The sequence below is a fragment of the Streptococcus sp. SPS1 genome (genome assembly GCF_030439915.1).
Lineage (GTDB): Bacteria > Bacillota > Bacilli > Lactobacillales > Streptococcaceae > Streptococcus.
In genome coordinates this window covers 56454-68552 of record NZ_JAQFJG010000005.1, presented here as the reverse complement: position 1 = coordinate 68552, position 12099 = coordinate 56454, and the positions used below count along the sequence as shown (strand labels likewise).

Below are 12099 nucleotides of genomic sequence, written 5' to 3'. Positions count from 1 at the left end.
AATAAATAGTATGGAAATCAAATTTACAATTAAACAAGTTGTTGCTGTCGGAATTGGCGCTGCCCTCTTTGTCGTCATCGGGATGATCAACATTCCGACCCCTGTTCCCAATACAAGCATCCAGCTTCAGTATGCGGTACAAGCGCTACTTTCTATTATTTTTGGACCGATTATCGGTTTGCTTGTCGGGTTGATTGGTCATGCAATCAAGGACTCTCTTGCTGGTTACGGTCTGTGGTGGACTTGGATTATCGCTAGTGGGCTCTTTGGTCTAGCTGTGGGGCTATTTAGAAAGTACGTTCGCGTGATCAATGGTGTCTTTGACTGGAAAGATATTCTTATTTTTAACCTCATTCAACTACTTGCAAATGCCCTTGTTTGGGGTGTCTTGGCACCGCTTGGAGATGTTGTGATTTATCAAGAAGCGGCAGAAAAAGTATTTGCACAAGGGATTGTTGCGGGAATTGCTAATGGTGTATCTGTAGCTATTGCAGGAACTCTTCTCTTGCTTGCCTACGCAGGAACTCAAACTCGTGCAGGAAGTTTGAAAAAGGACTAATACTCTTCGAAAATCTCTTCAAACCACGTCAGCTCTATCTGCAACCTCAAAACAGTGTTTTGAGCAACTTGTGGCTAGCTTTCTGGTTTGCTCTTTGATTTTCATTGAGTATAAAATGATGGGGAAGGCTGGGCAACCAGTCTTTTTGCTGTTTATTGATTAGTTAGGCAAGTAAGCTAGGATAGGAATCTTTTTGGCGCTAAGATTTTAAGAGAAGAGACTGCAAGAAGGGGTAGATTTATGATAAAATAGAAGTCTAAGAAGCGAATGAAGAGAGTAAGATGAAAGAAGCTATAATTGAGTGGAAGGATTTCTCTTTCCGGTATGAAACACAACAAGAACCGACCTTGCAAGGGGTAGACTTGACCATTTACAAGGGAGAGAAAGTCTTAATTGTTGGGCCATCTGGGTCAGGTAAATCTACCTTGGGTCAGTGTTTGAATGGGATTATTCCCAATATTTACAAGGGTCAGATGTCTGGAGAATTTGTGATCAAGGGTCAAGCCGCTTTTGATATGAGTGTCTATGATAAATCTCATTTAGTCAGCACGGTTTTGCAGGATACAGATGGGCAGTTTATCGGCTTGTCCGTGGCAGAGGACTTGGCTTTTGCTCTGGAAAATGATGTAACAGGACTAGAAGAGATGAAAAATCGTGTTTATAAATGGGCTGAAAAGCTGGACCTTCTTTCTTTACTGGATCAGCGTCCTCAGGATTTGTCAGGTGGACAAAAGCAGCGAGTCAGTCTGGCTGGTGTCTTGATTGATGAGAGTCCGATTCTCTTGTTTGATGAGCCACTCGCCAATCTTGATCCCAAGTCAGGTCAGGATATTATCGAATTGATTGACCAGATTCATAAGGAAGAGGGGACGACGACCCTTATTATCGAGCACCGTTTAGAGGATGTTCTGCATCGCTCTGTGGATCGGATTGTCTTGATAAACGATGGCCGTATCCTCTTTAATGGGAGTCCTGATCAGCTACTTTCTACTGATTTATTGACCCAAAATGGAATTCGGGAACCCCTTTATCTAACTACTCTCCGTCAATTAGGTGTGGATTTAGCTAAGGAAGAACAATTAGCAAATCTGGATAACTTGTCTATCTCAAAAGGTCAGGTTCAGTTGCAGAATGAACTGGTAAAAGAAACCCCAGAATTACAGTCACTCTTTAGACTAGAGGACGTGTCATTTTCTTATGATGATAGACCGATTTTAAAGTCCCTACATTTGGATATTAAAAAGGGTGAAAAGATTGCCATTGTCGGAAAAAATGGAGCAGGGAAGTCAACTCTAGCCAAGGCTCTAAGTGCTTTTATTCAGACTGAAGGACGCTATCTGTGGGAAGGGCAGGATATAAAAGGAGATTCTGTTGCAGAACGGGCGGAACGAGTAGGCTATGTGCTGCAAAATCCTAATCAAATGATTTCGACCAACATGATTTTTGATGAGGTGGCTCTGGGACTTCGTTTGCGAGGTGTGGACGAGCAGGAAATTGAAACGAGAGTCTATGAAACCTTGAAAATCTGTGGTCTCTATGAATTCCGTAATTGGCCTATTTCTGCCCTGTCGTTTGGACAGAAAAAACGTGTGACTATTGCATCGATTTTGGTCTTAGGGGCTGAAATTATCCTCTTAGATGAACCGACTGCAGGTCAAGACCAGAAGAACTATACTGAGATTATGGAATTTCTTGAAGAACTGCATCAAAAAGGTCATACCATTGTCATGATTACTCATGATATGCAATTGATGCTGGATTATTCGGATCGGGCTCTTGTCATGGTGGATGGGGAATTGATTGCCGATACTGATCCAGCTAGTCTGTTGAGCAATCCTGAACTGTTAGTAAAAGCCAACCTAAAAGAAACTTCAATCTTCAACTTGGCCAAGAAACTAGACGTGGATCCACTTGCTTTAACGGCATTTTACAAAGAAAGGAGAGAAGGATGCCAGCTAAACTAATTGGTTACCAGCATAGAGATACTGTGATTCATCGCTTGTCAGGAGCTGGGAAACTCCTCTTTTTCATCCTCGTGTCCTTGGCGGCCATGATTAGCTATGATACCAGACTGCTTGTTCTGATTGCTATCTTTTCGGTCTTTCTCCTCTATTTGTCAGAAATCCGCTTTAAAGATGTTTCCTTTGTAGCCGTTTTTGCGACGGTATTTGCCGTTTTAAACGTTTTGATGGTCTATCTCTTTTCTCCCGAGTATGGGGTTGGACTTTACGGAGAGAGAAGTGTGATTTGGCAGGGAATCGGTGCCTACACTCTGACCAGTCAAGAACTCTTTTATCTGCTAAATCTGGCTATTAAGTACCTTTGCACCATTCCTCTGGCTATTATCTTTTTGATGACAACCCACCCTAGTCAGTTTGCTTCCAGTTTAAATCAAATCGGTGTGTCTTACAAGATTGCCTATTCAGTCAGCCTGACCTTGCGCTATATTCCAGATTTGCAGGAAGAATTCTTTACCATCAAGATGTCTCAGGAGGCGCGTGGGATGGAATTATCCAAGAAAGCTTCTCTCATGCAACGAATCAAAGGCAATCTGCGCATTATTACGCCCTTGATTTTTAGCTCGTTAGAACGCATTGATACCATCGCGACCGCCATGGAGCTTCGACGCTTTGGAAAAGAGAAAAAGCGGACTTGGTATAGTTATCAAGCCTTGAAAAAAGGGGACTATCTTACCTTGCTCTTGGCAGCCTTGTTTTTAGTAGCTAGTTTACTACTTATCTTGCAGAATCACGGACGATTTTACAACCCTTGGAAATAGTATTGTCAAAGTTTTCATTAGATAAGTAAAGAGAAATTATTCTATAACTTTTTATTGATAGATTGTATGAGAAATAAAGTTAATAATTGTATGCTTGAAACTTTTTGACAAAACATGAATTAGCTTGTATATTTTACAGTAGAATTTACACTACAAAATCAAAGTTATTCAAATATAATCATTTTCAACTAAGTTCAGTGTCATAATGTAGAGATGATATAAAATAGTAAAAGTATTTAATTTAAATCGTGTTAATTTCATTTTGTGTAAACATGGGAAAATGTTGAATGTATATAATGACGGGAGATGATTTACAATGATAAGTTTAGAGCTGTTGTCTGAAGAAAATAGTTTAGACGTCTATTTTTTTGAAAAAGAGAATCAAGAGTATTTTGAGCGGAATTTACCTCTTAGACCAGCTAACTATTTTGATTTAGAAGGTTTTAAAGAAATTACGAGGGAATTGTTAAGGGAACAAGAGAATCATGATGTCTACATGCATCTTATTAGAGATGCACAAGGCGTTATGGTTGGAAGAATCAATTTAAGTGTTTTAGGGAAGGATAGAAAAACAGCAGAACTTGGATATAGGATTGGAGAAAATGTTAGCAATTTAGGTTATGCCAGCGAAGCGCTTAAACTCGTTTTAGAAAAAGCTTTCACGACTTATGGTTTCAATAGAATCATTGCAGGGACGGCAACGGACAATCTGGCCTCCCAGAGAGTGCTTTTAAAAAATGGCTTTACCTTTAGTAGGGTTATAGAAAATGACTTACAAATTCATAATGAGTGGGTTCATACAGCAGTATTTGAGATAACGAGGTCATAATATCATCATTCCCAGTCCACAGATAGGTATAAAAGAGTAAGCAATTTTTGCAGATATTTAAGAATTTTCTCCTAGAAACCCTTGGAAATAGCTTGAAAAAATTGAAAAAATCAAGTCGTTTCTATTGACAATGATTCTGAAAGTGTTATACTAAGAAAGTAGTTTCGCTGATTTACTTCAAACCTGTTGTGAGGTAAGTTAACGATGCCTTAACCACGCTGTTTGCTGAGCTTGACTCCGGGCAGTGTGGCTATTTTTTTGCAATGGTAAAAGGAAGCAAGTCATGACAAATCACATTGTATTATTTGAGCCTCAAATTCCACAAAATACAGGCAATATCGCGCGTACTTGCGCTGCGACCAATTCTCCCCTCCACATCATCAAGCCTATGGGCTTTCCTATCGATGACCGCAAGATGAAGCGGGCTGGATTGGATTATTGGGATAAGCTAGAGATTTATTTTTACGATAGTTTGGAAGATTTCATGTCTCAGATGAAGGGCAAACTCTATCTGATTTCGAAATTCGCTGAGAAAGTGTATTCTGAGGTGGATTTATCGACTGACGACGACCATTATTTTCTTTTTGGACGTGAAGATAAGGGCTTGCCTGAGGACTTTATGCGAGAACATCCTGAAAAGGCTCTCCGTATTCCCATGAATGATGAACATGTCCGCAGTCTCAATGTGTCTAATACCGTCTGCATGATTGTCTACGAAGCCCTTCGCCAGCAGAACTTTGCAGGTCTTGAGCTTGTCCATACCTATGAAGTGGATAAATTGAAATAAAAAATGAAAATGAACAAAATGCTTGCGCTTGCAAGCGTTTTTTGTTATGATAAAAGAGTCTTCAGGGCAGGGTGTGATTCCCGACCGGCGGTAAATTTGACTAGCTATTTTAGCTTTCTCGTCGTTGTCTTGTCTCGATATACTTTAAGTATCATCTTCGACTGCGACGCCTAGATAAATCTAAAATATCTTAGCCAAATAAGTCCGCGAGCGCAAGCTGATGTGGTGAGATTCCACAACCGACAGTATAGTCTGGATGGGAGAAGACGAAAGAATAGCTTTGTCTGTTCTGATAGATTTATAGCTAAACTGTAACCGCTTGCTTGAATTTCCTTAATGGAGTGAGAGGGAAGATTTGGGATATAAAAAGTGAGAATAGATAGAGGAATCCTTTCTAACTTCTTCTGATTTTATAGAAAATTGGAGGAACCTGTTATGACAAACACACGTCGACTTTCGACCATTGCAATTCTATCAGCCATCTCATTTGTGCTGATGTACTTTGACTTTCCGCTTTTACCAGCGGCATCTTTCCTCAAGATCGAATTTAGTATCTTGCCAGTCCTTGTGGGTCTGGTGGTCATGGATTTGCCTGCTGCTCTAGGAGTGCTCTTGCTTCGCTCACTCTTGAAATTGCTTCTTAACAGCCAAGGAGTGAATACTTACATTGGTTTGCCGATGAATATCGTAGCTTTGGGAGTTTTTGTCATCGTATTTGCTTTGATTTGGAAAAAGGAACGGACAACCCTTCGTTTCCTACTAGGTTCTCTAGCTGGAACTATTGGTTTAACCGTGGCTATGTTGCTTCTCAACTATGTTTACGCTGTTCCTTTGTACGCTAAGTTTGCTAACTTTGATATTGGAAAAATTTTGGGACTTTCCAACTACCTAATGACTATGGTGTTGCCTTTTAACTTGATTGAGGGTGTAATCTTTTCCGTTTCATTCTGGTTGTTGTATGTTCTCTTGAAACCAACCTTAAAACATTATGAGAGATAAACAAACATTTTTAATGAAGGGCAGTTTTGCCCTTTTACTTTTCGTTATTCTTGGCTACATGGTCAAATTTTACCCTGAAGCGCTGGTCGATTTTGACCAACCGATTCAGACTGCCGTTCGAGGAGACTTGCCAGATTACTTGACTATTCTTTTCCGAGCCATCACACGCTTGATTGATATTCCAGTGATTATCACTTGGGTTGCCATCGTAGCCTTTATCTTTTATCGTAAGCGATGGAAGATAGAAAGTTTCTTCATGCTGGGAAATCTGGCTTTGGCAGGACTTTTAATCGTGACCTTTAAAAATATCTACCAGCGCCCACGACCAGCTATTTTACACTTGGTTGAGGAGAAGGGATTTTCCTTTCCAAGCGGCCATTCTCTGGCTGTGACGCTGATGGTAGGGACTTTGATTGTTATTCTTAGTCAGCGGATTAAAGATTCGGTCTGGAGAAAAATCGTACAAATCGTCCTTGGCCTTTACTTAGTCAGTGTGCTGGTATCAAGGGTTTATCTGGGAGTTCATTATCCATCAGATGTCCTTGCCAGTCTCTGTGTGGGCTTGGGAGTCTTGTTTATCGAATTTCCCTTCTATGACAAGCTACGCTTCCAATGGCGATTTAAAGGCAAGCAGAAGTGATGGAAAAGATAAAAAATTGTACAAATACAAATAGAACCATATGAAATATATACTTGAAACATGTTTTGGTGTTTGATATATTTTAATAAATAAAGCAAGGAGGAAGAAAGTGTGGGTATGTTATTAGCGACACGCTTAAAAAATAAAAGAAAGGAATTAAAATTATCTCAAAAAGAATTAGCTGAGGGGATTTGTGAGCAAGGGCAGATTAGCCGTATGGAGCAAGGTAAATATTCACCTGGGTCAGAATTACTCTTTCAACTATCTAAGCGATTGAAGGTGAGCATGGATTATTTCTTTGAAGATACTGAGGTTTCTAGTTTAGAAAATATTGATAAGTTTAAAGAATTATCTAAGAAATTTTTGGATGAGAGGGAATATGAATCTCTCCATTACATCTATGAACTGGAAAAATCTAAACGTACTCGTCTATCTGCTAAAGACCAGATTTATTTGGACTGGATTGATACATTAGTTCAATTCTGTTATTTAAATCATCAAACAGGGGCAGTTGCGAAACTGGAAAAAATACTGTTATCTCTGAAAAAATCTGATTTTTACTATCTACAACTGGGAAATACCTTGGCTAATTTTTATTTTGATATGGGGCAGGAAGACACATATCAGGAACTCTATCAACTTTTAAAAGAGAACCTCCAGTCACTATCTGTTCATCATTTGGAACAGTTAGAATTGATGATTAAATTCCGATATAACTATTGTAGATATTTGTGGTTGAATGAACGAACATCTGAAGCTATAGCAGAAATTACAGAAACGATAGCTATTTGTAAAAGATATAATAGTAGTTATCGATTAGCAGATTTGTATTGTTTATTGGGAAATATAAGCGAGAGCTTTGCTGAAAGGGATAGGATACTAGGTTTTTATCAAGTATCTTATCAGCTTTACAAGCACGAAGAGAACCAGAGAATGATGCTAGAAATTGAGAAGGAAATGAAATTATTGGAAAGTGAAGATTAAGAAAAGGATTTGTATTTTTAGATAACTTAAATTCATATTTCAAAAAAAATAAAAAAACACCATAAAAATTATTGACAAACCAAAATTGATGTATTAGAATATCATCAATAGTTTTTGATTTTGGTATTGGAGCTTTGGGGATATATTGGGCGTTGTTAGGATTTCAATTTCCTTTTGAGCTGAAGAAGGAGGCAATCCAATGAATACTTTTCTGACCAATAAAAATTACCGGATGTTGCTAATTAATCAATGGGTTTCGTCATTTGGTGATACGCTGTTTTATATTTCCTTTATTTCTTATGTATCGGGATATAAATTTGCTTCATTAGCTGTTCTTTGTATAACAGTTTCGGAGACTTTGCCGCAGATTTCTCAGTTGTTCACAGGCGTTATTGCCGATTTTCAAAAAAATCGTGTTGCAAAATATATTGCTATATTGGCAAGTAAGTTTCTGCTTTATACTCTATTGACACTGTTTGTAACGGATAAGAACTTTTCTATGGGGATGGTTTTTCTTATTTGTGGCATCAATCTTTTATCAGATACTATGAGTTATTTTGCAGGTGCTATGATTTCTCCTTTGTATGTGAGGATTATAGGAGATGATATGACAGATGCTATGGGGTTTAGACAGGCAACTGCTGGTGTAGTTAATATTCTTAGCAACCTTACAGGTGGAGTTTTGATTGGGGTCATCAGTCTTCAGATGTTTGTGGGTTTGAATGCTTTGACCTTTCTTTTTGCACTGTTGGGTGTGGTGTTTATTCGTACTTCTTTGAGAGATATTGAGGGACAGATGGAGGTTAGTAAAGGATTAACCGCAAAATCTTTTGGAGAGCATTTCCTCTATTCTATGAAGATATTGGCAAGTTTTCCAGCCATCATCAAATTAATATTCATTGCTGCTATGAACCAAGTGATTTTAAGCATTATTACCCCTTTAACGACCTTGATGTTGATTCATCATCCATTTATCTTCTTTGACACTGGGAAATCCATTGCAGCATTGTCAGTGGTTATTTTTTCAGGAACGATTGTGGGAAGTTTTTTGAGTGGAGGTATCCTAAAAAATATTCCCATAAAAATGATTGTCTACTTTGAAGAAATTATGCATCTCTGTATTCTCTTTTCTTGGTTGACCAATCATTTCCTCCTTTTATTGGTAGTTGTCTTCTTATGCGCAGTTGCAGTAGGAATGATGGGGCCTCGGATTTTCAACCTTGTATTCTCGATGGTTCCAGAAGAAGTCATGGGAACCATCCAGTCAGTGCTTGGAGTATTCAATGTTGTTGTACCAGGAATTCTTAGCATGCTCATCGTTGCCTTAGCGAGTGCTACAAACATAAAAATCACAGTGCTTCCACTTTTTATTTTTGTATTGACTGCCTTAGCAATTGTGAAAGCAATGAAAATAGAGTAATAGTAGTATGAACTACTGTCTCTTTTTGGGTGGGAGTTCACTATCCATCAGACGTTCTTGCCAGTCTCTGTGTGGGCTTGGGAGTCTTGTTTATCGAATTTCCCTTCTATGACAAGCTACGCTTCCAATGGCGATTTAAAGGCAAGCAGAAGTGAATATCAAATTCTCTTGAGGAGAAAGAAATGAAAGTCAACATAAAAGCTCTCCATCCGACTCAACTATACTTATCAGAAAAGAAACTAGCAGGCATCCAGACACTTTACCAGTCGGCAGAAGCAATCCAAGTCGATCCAATCAGTATTCTTGCCTTTGGAGATTACTTGCTGATTACAGACGGGCATCACAGGGCTTATCAGGCTTTATTGGCAGGTAGGGATACGATTTCTGCTGAGTGGGATAGAGATGGTGGTGATGAACTATATCATCTCTATGCGCAAGCTTGCGAGGAAAGAAAGATTTACTCTGTTCTGGATTTAAAAAATCATATCTTACCTCAAGATGAGTATGAAGTAAAATGGTATAACTGGTGTGATGGTTTTAATCAAGCAGCAACTCTCTTATTGAAAAGGAAAGCAGATGAAACGGATTTTACAAATAGATAATGCACTGCGTCTTGTTCCTTATTATAAGGTCAATCATTGTGAGAAAGCTTTTGCTTGGTATCAGGATGTGAACTTGGTTCACCTCGTAGATGGTGTGAAGAGACCTTATAGTCAAGAAACTTTGGAAGCCATGTATTCCTATTTGGATCAGCATGGTGAGCTTTTTTGGATTGAAGTCAAGGAGAAGGGAGAATGGTTTCCAATTGGGGATGTTACACTATCTCAGGATAATCTCCCCATTGTGATTGGGAATTCCGCTTACCAACATCGAGGACTTGGAAAAAAGATTCTGAGTGCTTTGATTGAATTGGCTCGAGTAAAAGGATGGAAAGAATTGAGAGTCAAGGAAATCTACACCTACAATCATGCTTCTAGGAGGTGTTTCAAGTCGCTTGGATTTGTGGAAAATGGAGCAACAGAAAAAGGAATGAGTTTTATATTGAAATTAATCTAATCCTGCCACTTTCTCCCCCTTAACCTTTGACTATTCTGCAAAATTATCGTAAAATAAAGAGTAAATGATAAAATGAGGTCAGAGTCTGTTTGCTCTGGCGATAGTAGTATAAATGAGGAGAAACGCTTTGGAATTAGAAGTATTTGCTGGGCAAGAAAAAAGTGAACTATCTATGATTGAGGTAGCGCGTGCTATCTTGGAACTTCGTGGTCGCGATCATGAGATGCATTTTAGCGATCTTGTAAACGAAATTCAAAATTACCTTGGAACATCAAACAGCGATATCCGTGAAGCCTTGCCTTTGTTCTACACAGAGTTGAACTTTGACGGTAGCTTCATCTCACTTGGAGACAACAAATGGGGGCTTCGTTCATGGTATGGTGTAGACGAAATCGACGAAGAAATCATTGCTCTTGAAGAAAATGACGATGATGAAGTAGCACCAAAAGCTAAGAAAAAACGCGTCAATGCCTTCATGGATGGCGATTCAGATGCTATTGACTACAATGCAGATGATCCAGAAGACGAAGATGCATACGAAGCAGATCCAGCTCTTTCATACGATGATGAAAATCCAGATGATGAGAAAAATGAAGTGGAAGCTTATGATGCAGAAATCAACGAAATCGCCCCAGATGACTTGGGTGAAGACGTGGATCTCAACGAAGAAGATGACGAGTTCTCAGAAGATGATGCTGAAACCAGCGAGGAATAAAAGTTAGGTGTGTCAATCGAAAGTTAGCCATGAAGAATAAATTCTTTGGGTGACTTGTAGTTCAAGCATTTTTTAGGATAGTTATTAATCCGCTTTTCGATGAATGCGACTTCTTTGGGAGTCGTTTTCTTAGTTCCTTTAGGTAACCATCTACGAATGAGCCTGTTGTGATTCTCATTATAGTAAAATGAACCAAAAATAGTACACAATGTGGTATAATATTCTTATGGCATATTCAATAGATTTTCGTAAAAAAGTTCTCTCTTATTATGAGCGAACAGGTAGTATAACAGAAGCATCACACCTTTTCCAAATCTCACGTAATACCATTTATGGCTGGTTAAAGCTAAAAGAGAAAACAGGAGAGCTAAACCATCAAGTAAAAGGAACAAAACCAAGAAAGGTTGATAGAGATAGACTTAAAAACTATCTTACTGACAATCCAGACGCTTATTTGACTGAAATAGCTTCTGAATTTGGCTGTCATCCAACTACTATTCACTATGCTCTCAAAGCTATGGGCTACACTCGAAAAAAAAGAACCACACCTACTATGAACAAGACCCAGAAAAAGTAGCCTTATTTCTTAAGAATTTTAATAGTTTAAAGCACTTAGCACCTGTTTATATTGATGAAACAGGATTCGATACTTATTTTTATCGAGAGTATGGTCGCTCTTTAAAAGGTCAGATAATAAGAGGTAAAGTATCTGGAAGAAGATATCAGAGGATTTCTTTGGTTGCAGGGCTAACAAATGGTGAGTTAATCGCTCCAATGACTTACGAAGAGACGATGACGAGCGACTTTTTTGAAGTATGGTTTCAGAAGTTTCTCTTACCAACATTAAATACACCATCAGTTATTATTATGGATAATGCAAGATTCCATAGAATGAGGAAGCTAGAACTTTTATGTGAAGAATTTGGGCATAAACTTTTACCTCTTCCTCCCTACTCATCTGAGTACAATCCTATTGAGAAAACATGGCCTCATATCAAAAAGCACCTCAAAAAAGTATTACCAAGTTGCAATACCTTTTTCGAGGCTCTTTTGTCCTGTTCTTGTTTCAATTAACTATATAATTGTTTTGCATCTCTGTGCCTTTCTTGTGTTTGTGGTTGAACAACAAGTATAACACAGAGGTGTTTTCTTATGCCTACAAGAGCTTTCATTTGACAATAGGAACCCTTGAAGCTGCTTCGTTAGCTAAACCAAGGCTAATCTTAGCCTTGGCTCGCCAGCCTAACAGCATCAAGCCTCTTATCAAATGAAATCGAGGACTAGCTATCAGCTAGTTGAACCATCTAATTTTTAGGAGGGGCTGGGTGGCT

General features: G+C 38.6%; 13 protein-coding genes, 2 pseudogenes and 1 riboswitch. Of the genes and pseudogenes, 14 read left to right on the top strand and 1 reads right to left on the bottom strand.

Translation table 11 applies throughout. The features are described 5' to 3' along the window. Nucleotides 1-10 precede the first annotated feature (10 nt). From PCY12_RS05265 to rpoE, 13 genes and pseudogenes are all read left to right on the top strand, one after another. On the top strand, nucleotides 11-559 hold the full coding sequence (locus PCY12_RS05265; protein ID WP_000403160.1) for an ECF-type riboflavin transporter substrate-binding protein: 549 nt from the start codon (nucleotides 11-13) through the stop codon (nucleotides 557-559). A gap of 281 nt (nucleotides 560-840) precedes the next feature. Then, the gene (locus PCY12_RS05260; protein WP_301351917.1) at nucleotides 841-2523 is read left to right on the top strand and encodes an ABC transporter ATP-binding protein; all 1683 of its coding nucleotides are present in this window, start codon (nucleotides 841-843) and stop codon (nucleotides 2521-2523) included. Further along, a complete protein-coding gene (locus tag PCY12_RS05255; RefSeq protein ID WP_301351915.1) occupies nucleotides 2508-3338 on the top strand; it encodes an energy-coupling factor transporter transmembrane component T in 831 nt (276 codons plus the stop codon). The genes PCY12_RS05260 and PCY12_RS05255 overlap by 16 nt, the downstream gene beginning before the upstream one ends. A gap of 316 nt (nucleotides 3339-3654) precedes the next feature. Then, the gene (locus PCY12_RS05250) at nucleotides 3655-4167 is read left to right on the top strand and encodes a GNAT family N-acetyltransferase (protein ID WP_301351913.1); all 513 of its coding nucleotides are present in this window, start codon (nucleotides 3655-3657) and stop codon (nucleotides 4165-4167) included. Nucleotides 4168-4450: 283 nt separating this feature from the next. Beyond that, nucleotides 4451-4954, top strand: coding sequence for a tRNA (cytidine(34)-2'-O)-methyltransferase (locus PCY12_RS05245; RefSeq protein ID WP_301351911.1), 504 nt, complete (start codon nucleotides 4451-4453; stop codon nucleotides 4952-4954). A gap of 53 nt (nucleotides 4955-5007) precedes the next feature. Beyond that, nucleotides 5008-5226: riboswitch (FMN riboswitch) on the top strand. Nucleotides 5227-5389: 163 nt separating this feature from the next. Beyond that, nucleotides 5390-5953 carry an ECF transporter S component gene (locus PCY12_RS05240; protein ID WP_061695092.1) on the top strand — a complete coding sequence of 188 codons (564 nt, stop codon included), beginning with the start codon at nucleotides 5390-5392 and terminating at the stop codon, nucleotides 5951-5953. Next, the gene (locus PCY12_RS05235) at nucleotides 5943-6593 is read left to right on the top strand and encodes a phosphatase PAP2 family protein (RefSeq protein WP_301351909.1); all 651 of its coding nucleotides are present in this window, start codon (nucleotides 5943-5945) and stop codon (nucleotides 6591-6593) included. The genes PCY12_RS05240 and PCY12_RS05235 overlap by 11 nt, the downstream gene beginning before the upstream one ends. A gap of 111 nt (nucleotides 6594-6704) precedes the next feature. Next, entirely contained in the window at nucleotides 6705-7577 is an 873-nt protein-coding gene (locus PCY12_RS05230) for a helix-turn-helix domain-containing protein (protein ID WP_000525619.1), read from the top strand. A gap of 199 nt (nucleotides 7578-7776) precedes the next feature. After that, on the top strand, nucleotides 7777-8997 hold the full coding sequence (locus PCY12_RS05225) for an MFS transporter (protein ID WP_301351907.1): 1221 nt from the start codon (nucleotides 7777-7779) through the stop codon (nucleotides 8995-8997). A gap of 26 nt (nucleotides 8998-9023) precedes the next feature. Then, nucleotides 9024-9152, top strand: a pseudogene (locus tag PCY12_RS05220) (phosphatase PAP2 family protein); the annotation flags it as partial. Nucleotides 9153-9179: 27 nt separating this feature from the next. Then, a complete protein-coding gene (locus PCY12_RS05215; RefSeq protein ID WP_301351906.1) occupies nucleotides 9180-9599 on the top strand; it encodes a chromosome partitioning protein ParB in 420 nt (139 codons plus the stop codon). 4 nt (nucleotides 9600-9603) lie between these two features. Next, nucleotides 9604-10053 (top strand): GNAT family N-acetyltransferase, encoded by a 450-nt coding sequence (locus PCY12_RS05210; RefSeq protein ID WP_301351961.1) that lies wholly within the window; start codon nucleotides 9604-9606, stop codon nucleotides 10051-10053. Nucleotides 10054-10180: 127 nt separating this feature from the next. Then, nucleotides 10181-10768 carry a DNA-directed RNA polymerase subunit delta gene (rpoE, locus tag PCY12_RS05205; protein WP_049512146.1) on the top strand — a complete coding sequence of 196 codons (588 nt, stop codon included), beginning with the start codon at nucleotides 10181-10183 and terminating at the stop codon, nucleotides 10766-10768. Nucleotides 10769-10791: 23 nt separating this feature from the next. On the opposite strand, the pseudogene PCY12_RS05200 reads toward rpoE, so the two are convergent. After that, nucleotides 10792-10947, bottom strand: a pseudogene (locus PCY12_RS05200) (IS30 family transposase); the annotation flags it as partial. Between the two features lie 47 nt (nucleotides 10948-10994). Here PCY12_RS05200 and PCY12_RS05195 point away from each other — a divergent pair. Continuing rightward, nucleotides 10995-11842, top strand: a protein-coding gene (locus PCY12_RS05195) for an IS630 family transposase (RefSeq protein ID WP_301351904.1) whose coding sequence is annotated in 2 segments (ribosomal slippage) — nucleotides 10995-11313 and nucleotides 11313-11842 — 849 coding nt in all. Because the reading frame shifts where the segments join, the coding sequence is not laid out codon by codon here. Nucleotides 11843-12099: the final 257 nt, after the last annotated feature.